This window comes from Neobacillus cucumis (assembly GCF_016908975.1).
Taxonomy (GTDB): domain Bacteria; phylum Bacillota; class Bacilli; order Bacillales; family Cytobacillaceae; genus Neobacillus; species Neobacillus cucumis.
In genome coordinates this window covers 220,252-245,231 of sequence record NZ_JAFBEX010000004.1, presented here as the reverse complement: position 1 = coordinate 245,231, position 24,980 = coordinate 220,252, and the positions used below count along the sequence as shown (strand labels likewise).

The 24,980-nt window shown below is 38.8% G+C and carries 24 protein-coding genes and 1 other RNA gene; 21 read left to right on the top strand and 4 right to left on the bottom strand.

What is annotated here, in order from left to right; genetic code table 11:
- Position 1 precedes the first annotated feature (1 nt).
- The 12 genes from JOC76_RS07335 to ssrA all read left to right on the top strand — a co-directional run bounded on the left by JOC76_RS07335 (position 2) and on the right by ssrA (position 13,045).
- On the top strand, positions 2 to 253 hold the full coding sequence (locus JOC76_RS07335; RefSeq protein ID WP_205176935.1) for a glutaredoxin family protein: 252 nt from the start codon (positions 2 to 4) through the stop codon (positions 251 to 253).
- A 134-nt stretch (positions 254 to 387) separates the two neighbouring features.
- Positions 388 to 1,410: a sugar-binding transcriptional regulator gene (locus JOC76_RS07330; RefSeq protein ID WP_205176934.1), complete on the top strand. Its 1,023-nt coding sequence runs from the start codon at positions 388 to 390 to the stop codon at positions 1,408 to 1,410.
- Positions 1,411 to 1,460: 50 nt separating this feature from the next.
- On the top strand, positions 1,461 to 2,468 hold the full coding sequence (gene gap, locus JOC76_RS07325; RefSeq protein WP_205176933.1) for a type I glyceraldehyde-3-phosphate dehydrogenase: 1,008 nt from the start codon (positions 1,461 to 1,463) through the stop codon (positions 2,466 to 2,468).
- 136 nt (positions 2,469 to 2,604) lie between these two features.
- A complete protein-coding gene (locus JOC76_RS07320) occupies positions 2,605 to 3,789 on the top strand; it encodes a phosphoglycerate kinase (RefSeq protein ID WP_205176932.1) in 1,185 nt (394 codons plus the stop codon).
- A 133-nt stretch (positions 3,790 to 3,922) separates the two neighbouring features.
- The gene (tpiA, locus tag JOC76_RS07315) at positions 3,923 to 4,684 is read left to right on the top strand and encodes a triose-phosphate isomerase (RefSeq protein ID WP_205176931.1); all 762 of its coding nucleotides are present in this window, start codon (positions 3,923 to 3,925) and stop codon (positions 4,682 to 4,684) included.
- Positions 4,677 to 6,212, top strand: coding sequence for a 2,3-bisphosphoglycerate-independent phosphoglycerate mutase (gene gpmI / locus JOC76_RS07310; RefSeq protein ID WP_205176930.1), 1,536 nt, complete (start codon positions 4,677 to 4,679; stop codon positions 6,210 to 6,212). The genes tpiA and gpmI overlap by 8 nt, the downstream gene beginning before the upstream one ends.
- Positions 6,213 to 6,235: 23 nt before the next feature.
- Positions 6,236 to 7,534, top strand: a complete 1,299-nt coding sequence (eno, locus tag JOC76_RS07305) for a phosphopyruvate hydratase (RefSeq protein ID WP_205176929.1) — start codon at positions 6,236 to 6,238, stop codon at positions 7,532 to 7,534.
- Between the two features lie 146 nt (positions 7,535 to 7,680).
- Positions 7,681 to 7,914, top strand: coding sequence for a preprotein translocase subunit SecG (gene secG, locus JOC76_RS07300; protein ID WP_205176928.1), 234 nt, complete (start codon positions 7,681 to 7,683; stop codon positions 7,912 to 7,914).
- Between the two features lie 322 nt (positions 7,915 to 8,236).
- On the top strand, positions 8,237 to 8,983 hold the full coding sequence (locus JOC76_RS07295; RefSeq protein ID WP_205176927.1) for an alpha/beta hydrolase: 747 nt from the start codon (positions 8,237 to 8,239) through the stop codon (positions 8,981 to 8,983).
- Between the two features lie 27 nt (positions 8,984 to 9,010).
- The gene (rnr, locus tag JOC76_RS07290) at positions 9,011 to 11,380 is read left to right on the top strand and encodes a ribonuclease R (RefSeq protein WP_205176926.1); all 2,370 of its coding nucleotides are present in this window, start codon (positions 9,011 to 9,013) and stop codon (positions 11,378 to 11,380) included.
- Between the two features lie 693 nt (positions 11,381 to 12,073).
- A complete protein-coding gene (smpB, locus tag JOC76_RS07285) occupies positions 12,074 to 12,541 on the top strand; it encodes an SsrA-binding protein SmpB (RefSeq protein WP_205176925.1) in 468 nt (155 codons plus the stop codon).
- Between the two features lie 169 nt (positions 12,542 to 12,710).
- Positions 12,711 to 13,045, top strand: a transfer-messenger RNA (tmRNA) gene (ssrA, locus tag JOC76_RS07280).
- Between the two features lie 453 nt (positions 13,046 to 13,498).
- Here the strand turns inward: ssrA and JOC76_RS07275 are convergent.
- On the bottom strand, positions 13,499 to 13,642 hold the full coding sequence (locus JOC76_RS07275) for a hypothetical protein (RefSeq protein ID WP_205176924.1): 144 nt from the start codon (positions 13,640 to 13,642) through the stop codon (positions 13,499 to 13,501).
- 673 nt (positions 13,643 to 14,315) lie between these two features.
- Here JOC76_RS07275 and JOC76_RS07270 point away from each other — a divergent pair.
- Positions 14,316 to 15,008, top strand: a complete 693-nt coding sequence (locus tag JOC76_RS07270) for an ATP-binding protein (RefSeq protein ID WP_205176923.1) — start codon at positions 14,316 to 14,318, stop codon at positions 15,006 to 15,008.
- Positions 15,009 to 15,192: 184 nt separating this feature from the next.
- On the opposite strand, the gene JOC76_RS07265 is transcribed toward JOC76_RS07270, so the two are convergent.
- Complete coding sequence (locus JOC76_RS07265) at positions 15,193 to 15,813, bottom strand: RraA family protein (protein ID WP_205176922.1); 621 nt, start codon at positions 15,811 to 15,813, stop codon at positions 15,193 to 15,195.
- 302 nt (positions 15,814 to 16,115) lie between these two features.
- Here JOC76_RS07265 and JOC76_RS07260 point away from each other — a divergent pair, with 302 nt between their 5' ends.
- From JOC76_RS07260 to JOC76_RS07235, 7 genes are all read left to right on the top strand, one after another.
- Entirely contained in the window at positions 16,116 to 17,480 is a 1,365-nt protein-coding gene (locus tag JOC76_RS07260; RefSeq protein ID WP_239557604.1) for a 2-hydroxycarboxylate transporter family protein, read from the top strand.
- Positions 17,481 to 17,610: 130 nt separating this feature from the next.
- Entirely contained in the window at positions 17,611 to 18,693 is a 1,083-nt protein-coding gene (locus tag JOC76_RS07255; protein WP_205176921.1) for an isocitrate/isopropylmalate dehydrogenase family protein, read from the top strand.
- Between the two features lie 326 nt (positions 18,694 to 19,019).
- Entirely contained in the window at positions 19,020 to 19,664 is a 645-nt protein-coding gene (locus JOC76_RS07250; RefSeq protein WP_205176920.1) for a class II aldolase/adducin family protein, read from the top strand.
- Between the two features lie 15 nt (positions 19,665 to 19,679).
- Positions 19,680 to 20,957 (top strand): four-carbon acid sugar kinase family protein, encoded by a 1,278-nt coding sequence (locus tag JOC76_RS07245; protein WP_205176919.1) that lies wholly within the window; start codon positions 19,680 to 19,682, stop codon positions 20,955 to 20,957.
- A gap of 73 nt (positions 20,958 to 21,030) precedes the next feature.
- Positions 21,031 to 21,222, top strand: coding sequence for a helix-turn-helix domain-containing protein (locus JOC76_RS29895; protein ID WP_239557591.1), 192 nt, complete (start codon positions 21,031 to 21,033; stop codon positions 21,220 to 21,222).
- Positions 21,222 to 21,911 carry a substrate-binding domain-containing protein gene (locus JOC76_RS07240; protein ID WP_307784696.1) on the top strand — a complete coding sequence of 230 codons (690 nt, stop codon included), beginning with the start codon at positions 21,222 to 21,224 and terminating at the stop codon, positions 21,909 to 21,911. Before JOC76_RS29895 ends, JOC76_RS07240 begins: the two co-directional genes overlap by 1 nt.
- 15 nt (positions 21,912 to 21,926) lie before the next feature.
- Positions 21,927 to 22,601 (top strand): aspartate/glutamate racemase family protein, encoded by a 675-nt coding sequence (locus JOC76_RS07235; protein WP_205176918.1) that lies wholly within the window; start codon positions 21,927 to 21,929, stop codon positions 22,599 to 22,601.
- Here the strand turns inward: JOC76_RS07235 and JOC76_RS07230 are convergent.
- Together JOC76_RS07230 and JOC76_RS07225 are read right to left on the bottom strand one after the other, a co-directional pair.
- A complete protein-coding gene (locus JOC76_RS07230; protein WP_205176917.1) occupies positions 22,598 to 23,230 on the bottom strand; it encodes a DUF2085 domain-containing protein in 633 nt (210 codons plus the stop codon). The genes JOC76_RS07235 and JOC76_RS07230 overlap by 4 nt on opposite strands.
- 81 nt (positions 23,231 to 23,311) lie before the next feature.
- Complete coding sequence (locus JOC76_RS07225; protein ID WP_205176916.1) at positions 23,312 to 23,533, bottom strand: hypothetical protein; 222 nt, start codon at positions 23,531 to 23,533, stop codon at positions 23,312 to 23,314.
- A gap of 314 nt (positions 23,534 to 23,847) precedes the next feature.
- On the opposite strand from JOC76_RS07225, the gene JOC76_RS07220 reads away from it, so the two are divergent.
- On the top strand, positions 23,848 to 24,969 hold the full coding sequence (locus JOC76_RS07220) for a polysaccharide deacetylase family protein (protein ID WP_205176915.1): 1,122 nt from the start codon (positions 23,848 to 23,850) through the stop codon (positions 24,967 to 24,969).
- Positions 24,970 to 24,980 lie beyond the last annotated feature (11 nt).

Sequence of the window (24,980 nt, the reverse complement as noted above, 5' to 3'; positions counted from 1 at the left end):
TATGCATAAAATCACGCTATATACCAGACAACGCTGCCCGCTTTGTGAAAAAGCGAAAACCTCTATTCTAGAATTACAGGAAGAGTGGAAGTTTCACTACGAAGAAACAGATATTGAAACGAGCGATGAATTAACAGAGCTCTATGGTCTTATGATTCCTGTAGTCCATTTAGACGGAGTAGAAGTAGGGTTTGGGTATGTTGACAAAATGGACATATGTAATCGTTTGCGCGAAAAAAACTCAAGTAAATAAGTTGAAATCTATTTTTACTCCTGTTACAATAAAATTCGTGAACAGGGGTAATTTTTTTTCGTGTAGGTGGGACATAATATGTCTAAGGTGGACATTTTACGACCAACTACATATAATAAAGGAGCATGCAGTTCATGCAGTCATTTATTGATATTCAAAAAAGATTATTACCCGATCTCCTTCAAGTCCTGCAGAAGCGGCACACGATTTTACGATACATAGGATACATGCAACCAGTAGGAAGAAGGAGCTTAGCTGTCAGCCTAGGGCTTACCGAAAGAATACTTCGTAGCGAGGTAGATTTCCTTAAAGAGCAGAATCTTATCCATACCAATAATATTGGAATGAGTTTAACCTCTGAAGGGAAAAATTTACTTGAAGATTTAGAAGGTTTAATGCGTGAGCTAAAGGGTATAGACGTCATGGAATTAGAATTAAAACACCGGCTTGGCATTAAAAAGGTGATCATCGTCCCGGGTGATACGGACGAATCGCCAATGGTCAAAGGTGAACTTGGCAAAGCGACTGCTATTTGCATGAAAAAGCTTCTAAGCGGGAAAAATATCATCGCTGTGACTGGTGGTTCTACAATGGCTGCGGTTGCTGAAAGACTGACACCCGATTTAACGAGTAAGGAATTGCTATTTGTTCCGGCACGTGGAGGGGTTGGTGAAGATGTTCATAATCAGGCAAACACGATTTGCTCGAATATGGCACACAACACTGATTCCAAGCATCGAGTTTTATATGTACCAGATCAGGTCAGCCCGGAAATTTACGAGTCCCTGATTAAAGAGCCCGATATCCACGAGGTCTTAACTTTAATTCAATCAGCCAGCATGGTTCTTCATGGTATTGGAGATGCTATGACAATGGCTGAGCGGCGAAAAACCAACCCTAATATTAAGAACAAACTTGAAGAGGGGAAGGCTGTCGGCGAGTCTTTTGGGTATTATTTTAATGAAGAAGGCGAGATCGTTCATAAGGTAGTAACGATTGGACTTCAACTAGAAGATCTTGAGCATATCCCAAACGTCATTGCAGTTGCAGGCGGGGAATCCAAGGCAAAAGCAATCAAGGCGTATTTAAAACAAGCACCCACATCGACGATTTTAATAACGGATGAAGGTGTGGCAAAACGGTTATTGAAAGGATAATTCCTTTTCAAAAATATATCTTCACCCAAACAAAGGAGGAAATTTATATCATGACAGTAAAAGTTGGTATTAATGGATTTGGACGTATTGGTCGTAACGTATTCCGTGCGGCTTTAAAAAATAGCAATGTGGAAGTTGTTGCAATCAACGACTTAACTGATGCAAAAATGCTTGCTCACCTTTTAAAATATGATACTGTACACGGAACTCTTGCAGAAGACGTAACAGTTGATGGTGAATACCTAGTAATCGGCAGCCACAAAGTAAAAGTTATCGCTGAACGCGATCCTGCACAACTTGGCTGGGGCGACCTTGGTGTAGAAGTTGTTGTTGAATCAACTGGCCGTTTCACAAAGCGTGAAGATGCTGCGAAACACCTTGAAGCAGGCGCTAAAAAAGTTATCATCTCTGCTCCAGCAGACAATGAAGATATCACAATTGTTATGGGTGTTAACGAAGACAAATACGATGCAGCTAACCACCATGTACTTTCAAACGCATCTTGTACTACAAACTGCTTAGCTCCATTTGCAAAAGTATTGAACGATACATTCGGAATCAAGCGTGGTATGATGACAACTGTTCACTCATATACAAATGACCAACAAATCCTTGACTTACCACACAAAGACTATCGTCGTGCACGTGCAGCTGCAGAAAACATGATCCCAACTTCAACTGGTGCTGCTAAAGCTGTTGCGCTTGTATTGCCTGAATTAAAAGGTAAATTAAACGGTATGGCAATGCGTGTTCCAACTCCAAACGTTTCAGTTGTTGACTTAGTAGCAGAATTAGAAAGAGACGTTACAGCTGATGAAGTGAACGAAGCATTAAAAGCAGCTGCTGAAGGTCCATTAAAAGGCATCCTTGCATACAGCGATCTTCCATTAGTTTCTACTGACTACAATGGAGCAACTGTTTCTTCAACAATCGACGCATTATCAACAATGGTTCTTGAAGGAAGCATGGTTAAAGTATTATCTTGGTATGACAACGAAGTTGGTTACTCTAACCGCGTTGTAGACCTTTGCGATTACATCGCTTCAAAAGGACTTTAATCCTTAAGATTAAATAATTTAATGTTTTCCAAAGGGGAGCGGGGAAGATTCCCCCTCCTTTTTTGTTTGATTTATGAGCTTTCGACAATATTCGAGCGGTTGTCATGACACCGCGCATAATGGAGGTCCTTTACACATGAACAAGAAAACACTTAAGGATATCGATGTAAAAGGCAAACGCGTTTTTTGCCGCGTTGATTTTAACGTTCCAATGCAAGATGGAAAAATTACAGATGAAACACGGATTCGTGCAGCAGTTCCAACAATTCAATACTTAGTAGAACAAGGGGCAAAAGTAATCTTAGCAAGCCATTTCGGCCGTCCGAAAGGTCAAGTAGTAGAAGAAATGCGCCTGACTCCAGTTGGTGTAAGACTTTCTGAGATTCTAGGTAAAGAAGTGAAGAAAGCTGACGAAGCATATGGGGATTCTGTTAAAGCGATCATTGATACCATGAATGAAGGCGACGTTCTTCTACTTGAAAATGTTCGCTTCTATCCTGGAGAAGAAAAGAACGATGCTGAATTAGCTAAAAACTTTGCTGAACTTGCAGATGTATATGTAAATGATGCATTCGGTGCAGCACACCGTGCCCATGCTTCAACTGAAGGTATTGCTCACTACTTACCAGCTGTTTCCGGCTTTTTAATGGAAAAAGAACTTGATGTTCTTGGTAAAGCTCTTTCTAATCCTGAACGTCCTTTTACAGCGATCATCGGTGGTGCTAAGGTAAAGGATAAAATCGGTGTTATTGAGAACCTTCTAGAATTAGTTGACAACCTCATTATTGGCGGCGGTTTAGCTTATACATTTGTGAAAGCCCAAGGTCATGAAGTTGGTAAATCACTGTTAGAAGCGGATAAACTTGATCTTGCTAATTCTTTCATTGAAAAAGCAAAACAAAAAGGTGTTAACTTCCTTATGCCGGTTGATGTAGTTGTTGCTGATGATTTCTCAGCAGATGCCAATTCAAAAGTGGTTTCAATCGAAGAAATTCCAGCTGATTGGGAAGCACTTGATATCGGACCAAAAACAAGAGAAATTTACAGTGATGTCATCAAAAACTCGAAGCTAGTTATTTGGAATGGACCTATGGGTGTATTCGAAATTGACAAGTTTGCTGGTGGTACAAAAGCTGTGGCTGAAGCACTTGCTCAATCAGAAGGTACATATTCTGTCATTGGCGGCGGAGACTCTGCAGCAGCAGTTGAAAAGTTCGATTTAGCAAACAAAATGAGCCATATTTCAACTGGTGGCGGTGCGTCACTTGAGTTTATGGAAGGTAAAGCACTTCCTGGCGTTGTTGCGTTAAACGATAAATAAGTCTGTTTAAACGGATATTAACAAAATTTAGACAGTTATTAACAAACTTTTCAATTTATTAACAAAAATCAACTAGATATTAACAATTTTTCGATATATATTAACAAATAGTAAGATGAAAGGATGTGCCACCATGCGTAAACCAATCATTGCAGGAAACTGGAAAATGAACAAAACTCTTTCTGAAGCAAAGAGTTTTGCAGAAGAAGTAAAAGGACTAGTACCAGCTTCTGACAAAATGGATTCTGTCATCTGTGCACCAGCTCTATTTTTACAAACTCTTGTAGAAGTAACCGAGGGTACAAACGTAGAAATTGGTGCTCAAAATATGCACTTTGAAGAAAGCGGAGCATTCACAGGCGAAATCAGCCCGAAAGCGATCGCAGACCTTGGTGTTCAATATGTGATTATCGGACACTCTGAGCGCCGTGAAATGTTCAATGAAACAGATGAAACTGTTAACCAAAAAGCTCTAGCAGCGTTTAAATATAACTTAACTCCAATCATCTGCTGTGGTGAAACACTTGAGCAGCGTGAGAGTGGTCAAACCAATCAATTAGTTGGTGATCAAGTAGCGAAGGCTCTTGCTGGTTTGACAGATGAGCAAGTGAAGCAATCCGTTATTGCTTACGAACCAATCTGGGCAATTGGCACAGGCAAATCTTCAACATCATCTGATGCAAATGAAGTATGTGCTCATATCCGTGAAGTTGTTGCAAAGCAATTCTCTCAAGATGTTGCCGATGCAGTACGTATTCAGTACGGCGGCAGTGTAAAACCAGAAAACATTAAAGAATACATGGCACAGCCAGATATTGATGGTGCGTTAGTAGGCGGAGCAAGCCTTGAAGCACAATCATTCTTAAAGCTACTGGAGGCAGGTCAGTATGAGTAAATCTCCAGTTGCGCTGATCATCCTTGATGGTTTTGGATGCAGAAGCGAAACAAAAGGAAATGCGGTGGCACATGCCAAAAAGCCAAACTTTGACCGCTTTTGGGAGACTTATCCTCATTCGCATTTAACCGCATCTGGTGAGGCCGTTGGTCTTCCGGAAGGTCAAATGGGTAACTCAGAGGTTGGCCACTTAAATATCGGTGCTGGCCGGATTGTGTACCAAAGTTTAACGCGTGTAAATATTGCGATTCGTGAAGGCGAATTTGAAAAAAATGAAACCTTTACAGGCGCAATGGAGCATGTGAAAAAGAATGGCACTGCCCTTCATTTATTAGGCTTATTATCTGACGGGGGCGTTCATAGTCATATTCAACATATGTTTGCGCTCCTTAAGCTTGCCCAAGAAGAAGGCGTGGAAAAGGTATATGTACATGCATTCTTGGATGGACGTGATGTAGGTCCAAAAACCGCAGAAACATATATTCAACAAACACTGGACAAAATGAAAGAGTATGGTGTTGGTGAATTCGCAACGATTTCTGGTCGTTATTATTCGATGGACCGTGATAAGCGCTGGGAGCGTGTGGAAAAATCTTACCGCTCGATGGTTTATGGCGAAGGTCCAGCTTACAACAACCCATTAGATGTTGTAAAGGATTCATATGAGCACGGGATCTTTGATGAATTCGTCATCCCATCTGTGATTACAAAAGAAGATGGTCAACCGGTGGCTACCATTCAAGATAATGACGCTGTTATTTTTTATAACTTCCGTCCTGACCGTGCGATTCAGATCTCTAATACATTTACAAATGAAGATTTCCGCGACTTTGACCGCGGGCCGAAGCATCCAAAGAACTTATTCTTTGTCTGCTTAACACACTTCAGTGAATCAGTTGATGGTTATGTGGCGTTTAAGCCAACAAACCTTGATAACACTTTAGGTGAAGTCTTGTCACAAAATAATTTAAAGCAGTTACGAATTGCGGAAACGGAAAAATATCCGCATGTTACCTTCTTTATGAGCGGCGGACGTGAGGCAAAATTCCCTGGAGAAGAACGCATCCTGATCAATTCTCCAAAGGTTGCTACTTATGACCTCAAACCTGAAATGAGTGCTTATGAAGTAACAGATGCCTTAATCAATGAAATTCAGAATGATAAGTTTGATGCTATTATCTTAAACTTTGCTAACCCAGACATGGTAGGTCACTCAGGAATGCTAGAACCTACTGTTAAAGCGATTGAAACAGTTGATGAATGTTTAGGTAAAATTGTGGATTTAATCCTTGAAAAAGGCGGTTCTGCCATCATCACTGCTGACCATGGTAATGCCGACGAAGTGGTAACACTTGAAGGTGAGCCAATGACAGCTCACACCACGAACCCAGTACCAGTGATTGTAACAAAACAGGGTATTGAATTACGTGATGGCGGTATTCTTGGCGACTTAGCTCCAACCATGTTGGATTTATTAAAAGTTCAACAACCAGCTGAAATGACTGGATCAACCATAATTAAAAAATAATTTTTCTTAAGGAGAGAAATGATATGCCATATATTTTAGATGTATACGCTCGTGAAGTATTAGATTCCCGCGGTAACCCAACAATTGAAGTAGAAGTAACAACTGATTCTGGCGCATTCGGCCGCGCTTTAGTTCCAAGTGGTGCTTCAACTGGTGAATACGAAGCAGTTGAACTACGTGATGGCGATAAAGAACGTTACCTTGGTAAAGGTGTTCTTAAAGCTGTTGAGAATGTAAACACAATCATTGCTCCACACTTAGTACAAGAAGAATTAAGCGTTCTTGATCAAGTGGCAGTAGACCGTGCATTGATCGAATTAGACGGTACTGAAAACAAAGGTAAACTAGGTGCAAACGCAATCCTTGGTGTTTCTCTTGCTGTAGCTCGTGCTGCTGCTGACTACCTTGGTGTACCTTTATATCAATACCTTGGCGGATTCAACGCGAAGCAACTTCCAGTTCCAATGATGAACATCGTTAACGGTGGAGAACATGCTGATAACAACGTTGATATTCAAGAATTCATGATCATGCCTATTGGTGCTCCTAACTTCAAAGAAGCACTTCGCATGGGCGCAGAAATTTTCCACACTTTAAAATCAGTACTTAAAGGCAAAGGCCTTAACACTGCTGTTGGTGACGAAGGTGGATTTGCTCCAAACCTAGGATCAAACGAAGAAGCTCTTCAAACTATTGTAGAAGCAATTGAAAAAGCTGGCTTTAAGCCTGGTCAAGATGTATTCTTAGCAATGGATGCTGCATCTTCTGAGTTCTACAATAAAGAAGACGGCAAATACCATCTTTCTGGTGAAGGTGTTGTTAAAACATCTGCAGAAATGGTTGATTGGTACGAAGAACTTACTTCTAAATACCCAATCATCTCAATCGAAGACGGTTTAGATGAAAACGACTGGGAAGGTCACAAGCTATTAACTGAACGTATTGGTAAGAGAGTTCAATTAGTGGGTGACGATTTATTCGTAACTAACACTAAGAAACTTGCTGAAGGTATTGAAAAATCAATCGGCAACTCTATCCTTATCAAAGTTAACCAAATCGGTACATTAACTGAAACTTTTGATGCAATCGAAATGGCTAAGCGTGCAGGTTACACAGCTGTTATCTCTCACCGTTCTGGTGAAACTGAAGACAGCACTATCGCTGACATCGCAGTTGCAACAAATGCTGGTCAAATCAAGACTGGTGCTCCATCACGTACTGACCGTGTGGCAAAATACAACCAATTACTTCGCATCGAAGACCAATTGGCTGAAACAGCTCAATACAACGGACTTAAGTCTTTCTATAACTTAAAGAAGTAATTCTTCTTTATAAAACCTCCAGGCTATGAGTCTGGAGGTTTTTACTGTCTAAGGGCGGCTGTCACAATTACGACTATTGTCTAAAGGACGAGAGTATGGTAAATTTAATATACTGTGAACTGTACGTCTAACAGGAGGTGGCTTACATGCATGCATTGGTTGTAACATTATTAGTAATTGTCAGTATTGCGTTGATTGCGGTAGTTTTACTACAATCAGGCAAGAGCGCAGGCTTATCTGGTGCGATTTCTGGCGGTGCGGAAACATTATTCGGCAAGCAAAAGGCACGGGGAATTGACTTGATTCTGCATCGTATTACGATTGTCTTATCGGTATTATTTTTCTTACTTGCCCTAGCAGTTTCTTATTTTAAAATATAAACATACAAACCTGGCGACCATCGTTAGGTTTTTTGTTTTTTTAGGATGGGATATGAAAAGCTGAGTTCGGAGGAATTATTTTTAAATTCGGCGGAATTAATCCAAAGGTCGGTGGAAATTAATTCAAATTTCGGCGCATTACTGTTCAAGTAAGCGGAAATATCCCAAAAGTCGGCGGAATCCCAAAACAGCTAAGTGTTTGAACCAAACTCTTTCTTCGTTTAAATCTACTAAATCCCCTCACACAAGCCTTTTTTCTGGAATGTTACCTCTTTTAATGCTTAAACTAATAGAAGCAATAGAATTCAAAGGAGTTTTTAAGATGAAAGTAGCACCACCGAAACCATTTACTTTTGAAGGAGGAAAACGAGCCGTCTTGCTGCTGCACGGATTCACTGGCAACTCAGCCGATGTCCGGATGCTGGGCCGATTCCTAGAAAAAAAGGGGTATACCTGCCATGCCCCGCACTATAAAGGACACGGCGTACCGCCGGAAGAACTCGTCCATACAGGTCCTGAAGATTGGTGGCAGGACGTCATAAATGGCTATCAATTTTTAAAAAATAAAGGACATGATGAAATTGCAGTCGCTGGTCTTTCACTTGGCGGCGTATTTTCTTTGAAATTGGGATACACTGTACCTATAAAAGCCATTATACCGATGTGTGCCCCCATGTTTATCAAAAGTGAAGAGGTCATGTACCAAGGAATTCTCGAATATGCTCGCGAATATAAAAGATATGAAGGAAAACCAACTGAGCAAATCGAAGAAGAAATGAAAGAATTCCAAAAATCACCGATGAAAACATTAAAGGCACTACAGCAATTAATTGCCGACGTTCGTGAAAATGTAGATATGGTTTATGCTCCTACATTCGTTGTTCAGGCCCGCCATGACAACATGATTAATACCGAAAGTGCAAATATCATCTATAACAATATCGAATCGACCGAAAAGGAAATTAAATGGTATGAAGAATCTGGTCACGTGATTACACTTGATAAAGAGCGGGAGCAGCTGCACGAGGATGTATATGCCTTTTTGGAAAAACTCAATTGGCACGAATAAAAAACACCCACAAAAGGAGGGAATTGAATGGAAGATAACATTCAAAAGCACATTAATAAGCTTTTGCAATATATGAAAGATGAAGCCTATAAACCACTAACGGTACAAGAGCTTGAAGAGGCATTTGGGATAAGAGACTCCGGCGATTTTAAAGAATTTGTCAAAGCTCTTGTCCAAATGGAAGAAAAGGGTCTAGTGGTACGCACGCGCAGCAACCGTTACGGACTGCCGCAAAAAATGAACTTAATCCGAGGTAAATTAATTGGCCATGCCAAAGGATTTGCATTTGTGGTACCAGATGAACCAGGTATGGATGATATTTTTATCCCGCCGAATGAAACGAACACGGCTATGCATGGAGATACAGTCCTTGCGCGTGTATCTTCAGAAACATCTGGTACTCGCCGTGAAGGAAGCATTATTCGGATTATTGAACGCGGTGTTCAACAAATCGTGGGGACCTATGTCGAGAGCAAAAGTTTTGGTTTTGTCATACCAGATGATAAAAAGTTTGCCAACGATATCTTTATTCCGAAGAATGCATCTAAAGGAGCAGTAGAAGGACATAAAGTGGTCGTAAAACTTGTTACGTACCCTGATGGTCGAAAAAGTGCCGAAGGAGAAATAATTCAAGTACTTGGGCATAAAAATGACCCAGGTGTAGACATTCTCTCAGTCATACATAAGCACGGACTGCCAATGGCCTTTCCTGATGATGTATTAAACCAAGCCAATGAGACACCTGATACAATTGATGAAAGTGAACTAGCCAATCGCCGTGACTTAAGGAACGAGACAATCGTGACGATTGATGGTGCAGACGCCAAGGACTTAGATGATGCGGTTACCGTTACAAAATTAGAAAACGGCAACTATAAGCTGGGCGTACACATTGCCGATGTCAGCTATTACGTTAAAGAGGGTACACCGATTGACGTGGAAGCAGAGGACCGGGCCACAAGTGTTTATTTAGTAGACCGAGTCATTCCGATGATCCCACACCGCCTCTCCAATGGAATTTGCTCCTTAAATCCTAAGGTAGATCGCCTTGTATTGTCATGTGAAATGGAAATTTCATCAGAAGGTACCGTTGTTTCACATGAAATTTTTCAAAGTGTGATTAAAACAACTGAGCGGATGACTTACTATGATGTCAATCGGATTCTCACGGACAAAGATGAAGAAACACGTGCCAGGTATGAATCGCTTGTACCAATGTTTGAATTAATGGAAGAACTTGCAGAAGTTCTTAGAAACAAACGAATGAAGCGCGGTGCCATCGATTTCGATTTTAAAGAATCAAAGGTTTTAGTCGATGATGAAGGAAAACCAACAGATGTTGTCTTACGGGAACGTTCTGTTGCGGAACGGTTAATAGAAGAATTTATGTTAGCAGCGAATGAAACGGTAGCGGAGCATTTTCACTGGATGGAAGTTCCGTTTATTTACCGTATTCACGAGGATCCAAAGGAAGATAAATTACGAAGGTTTTTCGAGTTTATCACGAATTTTGGTTATATCGTAAAAGGAACGGCTAACGATGTTCATCCACGTGCACTGCAGGAAATTATTGAAGAGGTGCAAGGCAAACCAGAAGAAATGGTGATTTCGACAGTCATGCTCCGTTCGATGCAGCAGGCAAAATATTATCCTGAGAGTCTTGGACACTTTGGCTTATCGACTGAGTTTTACACTCATTTCACCTCGCCGATTCGTCGTTATCCGGATACGATTGTCCATCGCTTAATCCGTACCTACTTAATTGAAGGAAAAATCGATTCGACCACGCAGGAAAAATGGAATGCCCGCTTACCTGAGATTGCCGAGCATTCTTCGAAAATGGAGCGCCGTGCCGTTGATGCGGAGCGTGAAACGGATGAATTGAAGAAAGCGGAGTATATGGAAGATAAGATTGGCGTCGAATATGATGGCATTATCAGCTCCGTGACAAACTTCGGAATGTTTGTGGAACTGCCAAACACGATTGAAGGTCTTGTTCATGTCAGCTACATGACAGATGATTATTATCGGTTTGACGAGCGTCATTATGCAATGATTGGCGAGCGCACGGGAAATGTATTCCGAATTGGTGATGAAATTACCGTTCGTGTGGTAAAAGTAAATAAAGACGAGCGTTCGATTGATTTTGAAATTGTCGGCATGAAGGGAACCCGCCGAGAAAGATCGGACACAACGAGAGTCTTTAGCACTGGCAGCGATACTCGTAAGCCGCGTCGAAATAAGCAGCAAGGCGAAGGCAAGCAAGGAGGACGCAGCCGAAATGGTCAAAGGTCTGAATCTGGTGGCGGTCAAGGCGGAGGCAGCAAATCGAAAAACAAACGTAAATTTTACGATAACGTACCGAAGTCCAAGAGCCGGAAACGGAGAAATAAATAATATGAAGGAACATTTTTTAGTAACGGGTTCTCTTCACGGGGAGTTATACCCAAAATAAAAAAAATCTCAGACCATTTCGCCTAATCGGAATGGTCTATTTTCTATGATTTAAAGTCGTTTGTGAGGTTTTAACCGAAAGGCGTTGTTTCAGTATTATAAAAATAATGTAAAATGATTTATGTACTTGCTGATTGGGATTGCAATTTTATTTTCTAAACCTACTGTTAAAAATTGTGCTATTTTTCAATAATTCTCTGTTATTATTTATAGTTGATTTTCGTATAACTATGAGAATTCATAGGCGGAGAATTTCCGGCTATTGTATAAAGAGAAGGGTTAGAAGCAAATATAAGCGGAGAAATTCCGCTTAACTGCTCTAAATAAGACAAAATCAAAAGATTTGGATAATATAAACGGAAAAACTTCCTTTATTTTAAAGGAAATATGGGTATTTCCCAATTTAAACGGAATTTTCCCGTTTATTTTACAAACATAGCGAATAAACCATCAGTTATAATAGAGCCGAGTTAAAGGAATCTCTAGAAATGCAGTCCCTACCTGGCAAACAAGAAGAAAACGAAATGAAGTTTATTGGGGATAATGAATCATTGTGTTAAATGGGGCTAACGCCTTTCTCATTGTACACGCTATCTAATTCTGCTAAAATAAGTCCATAGAGTTGAGGTGAAATATATGCCAAAAGGTGAAGGAAAAGTAGTTGCACAAAACAAAAAGGCTTACCATGATTATTTTATCGAAGAAACATACGAAGCAGGGCTTGTCCTGCAGGGGACGGAGATTAAGTCGATTCGGGCCGGTAAGGTGAACTTGAAGGATGCCTATGCACGAATTCAAAATGGCGAAGCTGTTTTGTTTGGAATGCATGTGAGTCCATATGAGCAGGGAAATATTTTTAATCACGATCCACTAAGAACACGTAAACTATTGCTGCATAAACGTGAAATTAATAAACTGCTTGGGGAAACGAAAGAAGCAGGGTATGCGCTAGTGCCGTTAAAGTTATATCTAAAAAATGGCTTCTGCAAGGTGTTAATTGGTTTAGCGAAGGGTAAAAAGAATTATGATAAGCGTGAATCGTTAAAGCAGAAAGAAGCAAAGCGTGAGATTGAGCGGGCTTTCCGTGATCGTCAAAAGATGTAACTGGAAATTATTTTACAGATAGTTACAATTGAAAAATGTTCTGAGTATGGTATAATAAGTTTGTCGCTAAGGTGAGCGACACAATCTTGCTCTTACAAACGTTGGAGCATCCTAACGTCTGCTGCTAATAATCTTAACTGATTGTGAGCACATTTTATAATGGGGACGCTACGGATTCGACAGGGGTAGTTTGAGCTTAGGTTGCGAGTCGAGGGGATCGGCCTCGTTAAAACGTCAAAGCCATAACTGGCAAAACTAACAAAACTTTCGCTTTAGCTGCTTAATAGCGCTTAGCGGTTCGCCCCTCCATCGCCCATGTGGTAGGGTAGCGGACTCACTCTAAGTGGGCTACGCCGGATTCCACCGCCTGAGGATGAAGGAAGAGAACAACCAGGCTAGCTGACCGGACGCCGGTCGATAGGCAAATGGATCAGTGAAACGCCAATATATCGACTACACTCGTAGATGCTTAAGTGCCGATATCTTTGGACGCGGGTTCGATTAGTAATTAGTCGCCTTGTGTGGTAACACACAAGTGATAATCTGGCTTTATCGGTGAAACCTAAGTCGCTTTAGCGATAGGGCAATGCCGAGCGGTATGTGAAGTAATTCAACAGCCGTGTATCGACTTATAGACTGCCTTTATAGGAGGTAGTACTAGGATGCGAAATTCATGCCTTTTGAAAGAGGTAAATTTTTGTTTCGCATAAGACGCCAGAGGACCTGTTAAAACAGGTTCAAGATATAGTCAGTGCCATGACGAAAGCATGGAAACGCACGTCCCGCCGTCTCCACCATACATAGGTGGATAACAAGACCAGCTGAAATATGTTGGTCTTTTTTATATTTGAAAAAATCTTTCTTCAAACATCATTTTATTCTCTAGTGAATCTGCATTGTACTTTCCATTCTGTGATAATTTCCCTATGATTAATATTCTTTCTTTAGTATAATTATTTAAATATACCCCATGAAATAGATCGTAAGAGTTAATGCTTGCGCATGTATAAAAAGAAAAATAAAAGTGGTGAAGGGTTTGATCATCGCATGTTTAATCGCTTTGATTGGTATGATACCAATCGTTTTAGCGATTTGTCTCATAAAAATATATAAAGGGTCGGAATTAGCAACAGCTTTATTGCTTTATATGCTATTCATTAGTTTTTGGCAATTGGATGTAGCTGTTTTATATACAAAAGGGGTAATTTCAAAAGATCTGATCACTTTCCTTTTCAGACTGTTTAGATTGGGACCGACCTTTTTGGTTCCCATTGTTTTTTACTTAGCTTATATCCTAATAAAAAAACATACAGCCAATTTTAAGAATCAGAGAAGTTATCAGTTTTTATTAGCCGTTTTTAACCGGAAAGTATTGTTCTTTTTAGTTATATGGAGCTTTCTAATCTATCTGATCAACATGACTAAACTTGGAATTATTGGGATAAAGGAAATAAAAATATTGCATTCCTCTATCTATTATTATTTCCCGGAATATGGACCATTGCAATTTTTATATTTACTCCATCTGGGTAGTTGTATTATTTTAATCATCTTCATTTTTATTATTTCGAGACAAATCCAAAATGTCTATTTAAAAGATTTTTTGAGCACCTTTTCCTTTTGTACTTTTTTATTGTATAGCTTCGGTGTTTTAAACTTTGTACCGGGAACCGGAGCATTATGTAGCAGTTTTGGCATTATCATTTTTTCTGTTATTATTGTTTTTTCATTTATAAGAATGCATACCATTCAAACCGTGAACTTTAACCGTTTAATGGAGCGTCAAAAGAAACTCGATAATGCCGGCAATCTCACCGTTAGTTTAGTACATGAAGTAAAAAATACTCTGCAAATTATCAACGGATTTTCTAAATTATTAAATGAGTTGCCCTCTTTACCAAGTGAAGGTAAAAAGATGAATGCAATGATTCAAACCGCTGGACAGCAATTGGACGAACTAATAAAAAATTATACCGAATATCTAAAAGATAAATCAATTGATTTTAAAATGATGGACCTAAATGAAATTATTGAACAAGCCATTGATATATCGGAAGAATTTATCAAAAGGAACTCTGTAGTGGTTACTTTTGATAAGAAATATAGAACGCTTAAAACATATGCCAACCAAACATACTTAAAGCAAGTATTTGTCAATTTAATAAAAAATAGTTCGGAAGCCTTTCCTATAGAAAGATCTGATAGAATAATTATCATTTCGACTGATATCCAAATCGATAAGATTATAATCGATTTTATAGATTCCGGAAAAGGAATCCCTACAGACAATTGGGAAAGTATTTTTGACCCGTTTACTTCTTCAAAAAAGGATGGATTAGGTTTAGGTTTGCCATTTGTCAAAAACATCATTTTTGAACATCGCGGAGATATAAAAGTGGTAGACAGCAGTTCCAAAGGAACCCATATTCAAATTATTTTGCCCCAGTATTCTTTTAGTGATTTCTAATGTTAGTGCCGGATAGTCTATTGAGACTATCCGGTTTTTTATTTTCTGGGATATCTTGGCCTATACTGATCACTGAAGATTTTAAACTTCCATGCTTTTTTAATTGTATAAATTGCCATAATAGATTAGAAATAAATTTTAACTATAAATAAAAGTAGGAAGGAGCACCCCTTCCTACCATTGCTTACTTATTTAAAAGCATGTTATCCAAATATTCCTTAATTGCTTCCACATTTCGAGAAACTTTCATTTCTCTGATTTCATCTTTTTTCAACTTCTCTAAAGATTTTTCCATGATTTCTTGAGCTTCCGCTTGAGGTATGACCACTACACCATCAGCATCCCCCACGATCATATCCCCTGGATTCACCGATGTTCCACCGCAAGAAATCGGAATGTTTATTTCCCCGACTCCTGCTTTGCCACTTGCTGCTACAGCGGTCCCTCTACAGAAAACAGGGAAGTCTAAGTTCTTAATCCCAACAACGTCACGGATCACACCATCGACGACAATGGCACTCACGCCAAGAGTCTGAGCCATTCCTACGACAAAATCTCCTGCTATAGCTCGATACTGATCTCCCTTAGCATCAATTACAATGACGTCTCCTGCCTTTGCTTCTCTAATCGCTTTTAATACAGCTAAATTATCCCCAACCGGAATTTTTACGGTTAATGCCCTGCCGGCAAACTTGAATTCTTCCTTTAGTGGTTTAATAGCTGGATGCATATTATTTAATCCATCCATAACATCAGAGATACAAGTTGTAGGTATGTTTAAAAATTTTGATATTATTGAGTCCATAATTTCCTCCTTTTATTAAATGCTATTACTAAAAATTATACTGTTGATAATTTAATCGGAGAAATAAAAAAAAGTTATCAACATCCATAAATAATAATTATTTGTGACTAAGTTATAAAAGTATGAAAATTAGTTATGGAAAATGATAAAAAATAGATATTTTACGAATCTGAATTATTTCATTAAAGTAAATGTAAGCGCTACTAATTACGGTGAGTTAAAATTCTACTTTTGATGGCCATCGAATGGGAGAGTAGTAGTTTTGAAATCGAAGACAAACAAAGGGGGATTTTTACGTGCAAATGCAGGTTGAGGATGCAAAAAACAACGTGGATATGAAATCTGATGACTCCAACAAAAAGGGGTTAGCAAAATTGTTTAAAATAAGTTTTTATGGGATTTCAATGCCAATCTACCTTGTTGGGCTAGCGATCATCATACTCGGATTAGCTACTAAGTCCCTTCCTACAGATATAACTGGCAGTCTTTTTCTTGTATTCGGTAGTGGATTGATTTTTGGTAAAATTGGTGATAATTTGCCCATTTGGAAGGACTATCTTGGCGGCGGAGCTATTTTGGCCTTCTTGGGGACTTCTTGGGCAGTGTACGCTGGGATTATTCCAAAGGAAAATGCCCAAAATGTCACTACCCTTTTTGATGATATGGGTTTCTTGGATACATACATCGCTATCATCATTTGTGGTGCATTACTATCCATTGATAAAAAGTTCTTACTTAAAACCATTGGCGGATTTATTCCGATGGTCCTTATAGCCACCGTTACTGGATTTCTTGGTGCTGCCATTGGGGGGTTAGTCACAGGTGTTCCCTTTAAAACTGCCATCATGAACTTTGCGCTTCCGATTATGGGTGGTGGAAATGGCGCAGGTGCCATTCCTTTAAGCCAAATGTGGGGAACTGTAACGGGTAAGGATCCTAAGATCTGGTATTCTTCTGCTGTGTCAGTATTAACGATTGCAAATATTATTGCGATCATCTCCGCTGCACTTCTAAACGGACTTGGTAAGAAAAAACCAAAGTGGACAGGAAATGGTGAATTAATTAAAGGGGCAGCTAATGCTGAAGTGAGTAAAAAATCAGGTTATAAAGCCAATTTGGAAGACGCAGCTTTTGGACTTTTTGTCACTTTTGCATTCTATGCTTTAGCAAATATTATTGGAAATAAATTATTACCTACTATTGGCGGCATCTTAATTCACCCATATGCGTATATGGTGATTATGTTACTGTTAGCTAATGGCTTCGACTTAATACCTGAACGTGCGAAGGCCGGAGCTAAACAGGTGAATAAGTTTATGACTGGCAATCTTTATTATGTAATGATAGCTGGTGTGGGTATATCAATGGTAGATTTCGGTGAACTGATCAGCGCAGTAAACCCTACTACTTTTATTATTGCAATCCTTACTGTATTTGGAGCCATGTCAGGTGCTTGGGGCTTCGCTAGATTTGTTGGTTTCTATGAAATTGAATCCGCCATCGCAGGGGCATTATGTCACGTAAACAGAGGTGGATCAGGTGATTTAGAGGTATTGGGAGCTGCGAGAAGAATGCAGTTGATGGCATATGCTCAAATTGCTACAAGACTTGGTGGGGCATTAATCTTAATCATTGGAAGTTTTCTGTTTAGTCTATGGGCTAAATAATTCAATAACTTTTTTTGATGGACTTTCATAAAAAACCAATATTTTAATTTATGGAAACAATTAATTAAAATATAAAATGTAAAGGCTAACAAACTATTAAAACATCATATTTTAGAAGGGGTTTTAAACGATGGCAAAGTATAAATTAGGCGTATTATATGGCGATGGGATTGGACCAGAAATTGTTAAGTCCTCTGTTGAAGTTTTAAAAGCTGCTACTTCAAAGGTAGCAAATGGATCCCAATTTGAATATGTTGAACTTCCAATGGGGTGGGAAGGGATTAAAAAGTACAATGATCCTGTACCTGAAATGACAAAAAAAGGCTTAGAAGAAACAAATGGCTGGTTAATGGCGCCACATGATTCTGCTGCGTACCCAGATGAGCATCGTATTTCTAAAAGAAACCCAAGCGGTGAATTAAGGCATCATTTTGATTTATTTTCCAATGTTCGTCCAAGTCGTGCACTACCCGGGACAACCAGTTTAGTAGGAAACGCAGATTTAGTCGTATTCCGTGAAAATACGGAAGGCTTCTTATCTGACCGTAATATGTATAAAGGTATCGGTGAGTACATGGTTTCTCCAGATGTAGCACTTGTAACTGGAGTATTTACTAGAAAAGCGACTGAAAGAATTGCTCATGAAGCTTTTAAACTAGCAATGACTCGTCGTAAAAAAGTGGCTATCGTTCATAAAGCAAATGTCATTAAGTTTGCATTCGAATTATTCCGTGATGTTTGTTATGAAGTGGGTCAAAAATATTATCCAGAAGTTCAAGTGGAAGACTATCATATTGATGCCATGACGGCACATTTGGTACGTAGAGCAGAAGACTTTGATGTGATTGTCACAGAAAACTTATTTGGCGATATTCTTTCTGATTTAGCCGGTGAGCTAGTTGGAAGCTTAGGATTATCACCATCCCTCAACACAAATGGGACGCAGGCTATGGCACAGGCCGCACATGGTTCTGCTCCTGATATTGCTGGACAAAATATTGCCAACCCAACAAGCATGCTATTATCTACCGTTATGTTACTACAATGGTTAGCTGCTAATCATAATGATAATAACCTAAACGAAATTGCTAAAGTAATGGAAGAAGCTGTATTGAACATAATCGCTGAAGGACCTACTACCCGTGACTTAGGTGGATCGGCGTCGACAACAGAATTTACTGAAGCAGTCATTAATAGAATCAACCAAAACTAATCATAAAAAAACCAAACGGGTACATTCTGTTTGGTTTTTTCAATAAAGGCTCTGTTGTAACCGAATGTTGATTTCAGTGTGTTTGAAAAATAAACGGAAAATTTCCGTTTAAATTGGGAAATACCTATATTTCCTCCAAAATAAAGGAAGTTTTTCCGTTTATATTATCCAAACCTCTTGATTTCGTCTTATTTAGAACAGTTAAGCGGAAGATTTCCGCTTATATTTGCATCTTAAGCTGTCTCTATATACATTAGCGGAAATTCTCCGCCTATGAATTCTCATACCTACACGAAAATCAACAAAAAATGATGGAGGGAATCTTTTTGTCAGCAATAAATGAGTTAATTCATACAGGGCATTACTTATTAACTAATCAATTGGCGTGGGGGACGTCGGGTAACATTAGTAAAAGGGTCGAAGATGGAAAAATGGTTATAACGGCTTCAGGGACATTTATGGGGAATCTAAAAGAGGATGATTTTGTCCTTTTTGATCTTGAAACCCAAGAAAACTTAAGTGAAAAAAAGGCATCGAAAGAAACACCGATGCATACGGGGATTTACCAATCCAGGCCTGATGTAAATGCCATTATCCATTCATCACCTTTCTACACAACACTATTTGCCTGTAGTAATGAACCCATAACTTCAGAGCTCTTTATCGAGAATATGTATTATCTTGAAAATCTTGGATATGTAGATTATTTTCATCCGGGTACCATTGATTTAGGGGAAGCGATCGCTGAAGAAGCCAAAAAATCGGATGTTATTTTTATGCGGAATCATGGTGTAGTTGTAATGGATACCTCACTACCAGAAGCATTGATGAGAATTGAAACTGTTGAAATGACTTGCAAAATGATTGTTACTGCTAAAGCCAGTGGCTTCGAATTAACTAAACTATCCAAAGAAACCATTAGAGAATTTTTAGAGGATTCCAAGTACAAACCACGTAGAAAGCGCATGTAATAAGGGGGTGTAATCATGATAGGTGTTGTAGCAGATGACACAACAGGTGCAAATGACATTGGAATTATGTTTACCAATAGTGGTTACAAAGTGAAAGTAGTCACTTTTGAACCAAATCTAAAGGTTATAAAAGATACTGATGTGTTAATTATTGATACGGATAGTAGATTAGATTCACCTGCTTTAAGTTACGAGAAAGTTAAGAAGGCAACAGAAATACTAAAAAATGCAGATTGTACTATGTATTTTAATAAAACCTGTTCCGTGTTTCGTGGGAATATTGGGGTTGAATTTGATGCCATGCTAGATGAACTTGATGAAGAGTTTGCCATTATCTCGCTGGCCTTCCCGAAAAATGGCCGAACAACGTCTCAGGGAATACACAAAGTATATGGAAAACTCTTAGAAGAATCAGAGTTTGCTAATGATCCTGTTCACCCAATGCATGAATCCAAGTTGCAATCCATTTTGCAGAAGCAAACGAAAAGAAAAGTAACATCTATTTATTTAGATGCCGTTCGGAAAGGTCCTGTAGCATTAAGGGATTCGATTGAAGCGGCAAGGAATCATTATAATTATGTCATCATCGATGCTGAAACCCAAGAAGATCTTCATACCATTGCTGAAGCGTCAGTGGGTTATAAAATTTTAGCAGGCAGCTCAGCTATTGGTGAGGAATTACCAAAGGTACTAAAGAAATCTGAGTATCAAAACTTAGCCAATACCATTGAGATCAAAGATAAAAATGGAGTACTCGTTATTTCAGGAAGCCTAACGCCGCAAACAAAAGGGCAAACGCAAGAATTAATAGAATCAGGTTTTCCGTTTATTTCTGTAGATTCAAGAATGATTATTAACGAAGCAGGAAATAATGCTGAACTTCATAAGGTTGTAAATAATGCGAAAGCTGTCCTTACGGAAGGGAAGGATATGTTGATTATGGCTGACAACAACCCTGAAATCGTGAAAGAAACAAAGAAAATTGGGTTGGTAAAAGGGTTTAACGAGTTGGAGATTAGTAAGAAGATTTCTGATTTTCTTGCAGAAGTCGCCAAAAGACTAACCGACGATTTAAACCTAAAGCGTATCGTAGTAGCTGGTGGAGATACATCAGGAACAGTCTGCAGGAAACTGAACATTAAGGGAAATTATATTATAAGTGAAATTGATACGGGTGTACCATCGGGATTAGCCATCGGCCAAGAGATGCTTATCGTCTTAAAATCAGGAAGTTTTGGTAAAAGAGATTTTCTAATTAAAGCTGTCGAACACCTCAAACAGTTATCTAAATAATAGCGGTTCTACAATTTTTATATTTTCTTCTATATAATTGGAGTAATGTGTTGAACATTGGAGGGTTTGATAGATGGACAAACGTGATTGGCATATTCTTCAAATGTTATATAGAGAAAAAAATATTACAAAAGTAGCAGGTAATTTATTCATGTCTCAACCTGCCCTGACTAAACGTATTCAACAGATAGAAAATGAATACGAAGTTAAGGTGATTCACCGTGGAAAAAAGGGATCCAATTTACTCCCCAAGGTGAATACTTAGTGAAATATGCTGCCGAAATGATTGAAAGAGAACAAAAGGTCAAAGACCATTTGAATAACATGGATACAGAGATATCAGGTACTTTACGATTAGGAGTGTCAGGTTTTATCACTAGGCAAATTCCACCCATCTTAAAGCAGTTTAAAAATAGATACAATAAAGTGAATTTTAGTTTGACAACGAATTGGAGTAACCAAATTTATAATCAAGTGTATAATCATGAGATTCATATTGGATTTGTTCGTGGTGATTATACGTGGAAGGGCGGTAAAAAGCGGTTATTAACAGAAAATCTGGTGCTAGTCGCTAACGACAAAATTGAACTTAGTGATCTACCATCGCTGCCCCGGATTGATTATAACTGTGATGTGAAATTAAAAGACTTGATCGATACTTGGTGGGCAGAAAACTTTATTTTGCCACCAATGGTCGGAATAAAAGTGGATAAGACCGATACCTGTAGGGAAATGGTCGCAAACGACTTAGGATATGCAATCATGCCAGGTCTAGTAGTGAACAATCATGGGAATTTGTATGAAACTGCCTTAAAAGACAAAGAAGGAAATCCGATTATAAGAGAGACCTGGATGCTATACAATGAGGATGATTACGAGTTAAATCTAGTTAGAACGTTTATAGAGTTTATGGATGAAATTAATTTCCAACAGATGATAACAAAAAATTCCTAAGTTGGAGGGATCATAATGTCCAATTTACAAATCGGATTAATACATGCAACCTTAAATTCGATAGATCCTTTAATAAGTGCTTTTGAAAAAAACTTTCCGCAAGTTGATACTATAAATTTTTTAGATGAAGGTTTATTAATTGAATTAAATAGGCAGGGCCAATTAACAGAAAATCTAATTGATCGGATATCATACCTATTACAGAAAGCAATAGATACGGGTGTTGATGGTATTCTGTTATCATGTTCATCCTACAGTCCTGCCATCACTGAATTGAGAGCAAGATTTCCCGAGGTTCCTGTTGAGAATGTAGATGATGAGATGATTCTAGAAGCATTAAACAAAGGCAAAAAAATTGGCGTTGTTGCGACTGTGGCTGCTGCAGGCCCGACGACACAAAAGACTCTTCTAGAAAAAGCGAAACAAATAAATAAGAATGTTGAAGTCTTTGTAGCGGTAAGCACGGAAGCCTTCGATGCCTTAAGCGAAAAGGATTACGAAAGGCATGATACTCTTATCGCTCAAATGGTTCATAAATTACTTAAAGAGAGTGAAATTGACGTAGTTATTCTGGCGCAGTTATCCATGGCAAGAGCGCTAAGCAGCCTTCAACATTTAGCCATACCTGTTTTAACTAGTCCAGAAATTAGTTCGAAAGCAATTGTAGATAGAGTATTAGAAAAAGGCTAAGGAAGGATATAAGAATGCAGCAGGGATAGAATCGAAAGAAATGCCAAACTGCTCATGATGGAAAATAACCATTTCAGGAAGCTATTTCGAATAGACGTAAACAACAGGGATGTCCATAAGCTAAACCAGATAACAATAGTAAAGATAATTAAGCTATCAATCATGTAATATGTAATATAATTCCAATAAACTAAACTACCAAGAAGACAGCAAAAAAACATTGGTATTAAAATATCAAATGTATTTTTTATCACAGGTTTACTCCTAGGATCTAGGGCATTACCGAAAATCAGTGGGAACATGAAGAAAGGGAGTACAAATCCGAATCCAAGTCCTGTTAGTAGCCGTCGCTCATTATTACTTTCAAATAAATGAGCATACGACCCTAAGCCGTCAATCATCATAGGTACCATAAATAATAGAAGAAAAAAGCTAACTTTTATAGATGGAATGGTTATGATTTGATTTCGCTTCAATAGAAACAAATAAATAAAAGTGGAGAAGATCCCTAGATAAATCCCTGTGTCACGTGCACAGACGGAAAGAGTTTTTCCTGATGCCAGGAGTGAACGATCCTCGATCTGGTGGCAAATGGCTTTTCCGAAAAATTGCAATAGTTCATGGATCAATCAACATTCACTCTCCTTATTGAAAAGAACCCGATTCACACCTACAAGAATGGGTTCTTTTCATTTCTTCCATTACTTATCTTAGTAACCCGACGTAAAGGCAGGGGCAAGCGACAATGCCGAAGCAGCAAACCAGCAAATACAGCTTAAAACAATCACTACAATGGCAATAATTAAGCAGTTTTTCCCCACAGCTTTCTTCTCAGGATCCTGATCATTCATCCAAATAATCCCTAAAACAATCCCAACAACCGGAATAAGTATCGATAGAATATAAAAAAGTGCTTTTTGTCCACCTGACACTCATTTCACCTCCGTCAATATGCATATAATCATAGGAGAAAAATCTTGTTCAATGATATGTATGTTGAACGGATTTAGAATTTGCCTGTCTTCCTTTTGGGAAAGGGAGAATAATTTTTCCTTTATTCCCCCTTTTTTGTTTATTATTGGTATAATGTGGTGGTAAAACTTGTAATGTAGTAAAAGTGATAAAATACCCATGACAAAAGTATTATTTAATAGAAATGTAATATTTTTAATAGAATTGAAACAATTATATGGAAAATTCATCTATAATGGGGGAAGAGAAAAAAAGATCAAAGAGGGTATGAACAATGGGGAATCTAAAAAGAGGTTGGTCAATCTGGACGTTAATCATCCTAGTGGCAGTTGGATTCTTATTAACAAGAGTATATCTGAACCACAATTTCCAGGTAAATGCTGTAAATAACACTATTAATCAATCAAAAAATGAACATATCAACCGGGCAATTGCAAAAGAACCGCCACGTGAGACCGTTATTAGGAACACCAAGGATTTAAAACTGGAAAAAGGGCTATTTCACAAAAAACAAGAGCAAGCAATAGCTTGGAGAAAGCAACACGAAAGAATTCAAATAAGCGTTACCCAACCGACTGCTGCATCAGCTTCTGCAGCGGCCGAGCCAACTACGAACACCACAGAACCTGAAGCGGCCGAGCCAACTGCGACCACCACGGAACCTAATGCGAACACTACAGAGCCTGACGCGACTCAGCCAGCTGCGGGCGCTACAGCTTCCTCCCAACAACAGGAAAAAGATGCAAAACCAGCATCGTCCGGGGAGCCAAATGTGCCGCCAGTTAAGCCAGACACGCAAAAAACGATTTATCTAACATTTGATGATGGTCCGTCTGCCTACTCAGCTCAAATTATTGCTTTGTTGGAAAAGTTTCATTATAAGGCTACTTTTTTTATGATTGATGGCAATATCCGACGCTATCCAGATGCGGCTAAATTAATGGTCCGATCAGGAGAAACCGTAGGCTTGCATAGTGTATCACATAATCCGAAGATTTTTTATGCATCTGCGGCATCAATCATTGGAGAATTAACGCAAAACCGGCAAACGCTAAAAGAAATTACGGGTGTGGATTCTTATATAATGAGAACCCCATATGGCAGCGTTCCGTATATGACACCGGAATACCGGAAAGCCGTGCAAGATAACGGATATTTGATGTGGGATTGGAATATTGACAGCAGGGATTGGGACTATAAGGATTCCAGATATGTAACGAGTGTGATTGAACAGATAAATCAAATGGTCCACCATTCTGGACCAATTGTCGTTCTAATGCACGAACGGAAAGAAACGTTAGCAAATTTACCGAAGCTTTTGGATTATTTATCGAAAAACGGCTGGAGTAGTAAAGCGATTGATCGTTCTATGACACCTGTTCAATTTCGAACATAAAAGAGTCTAAA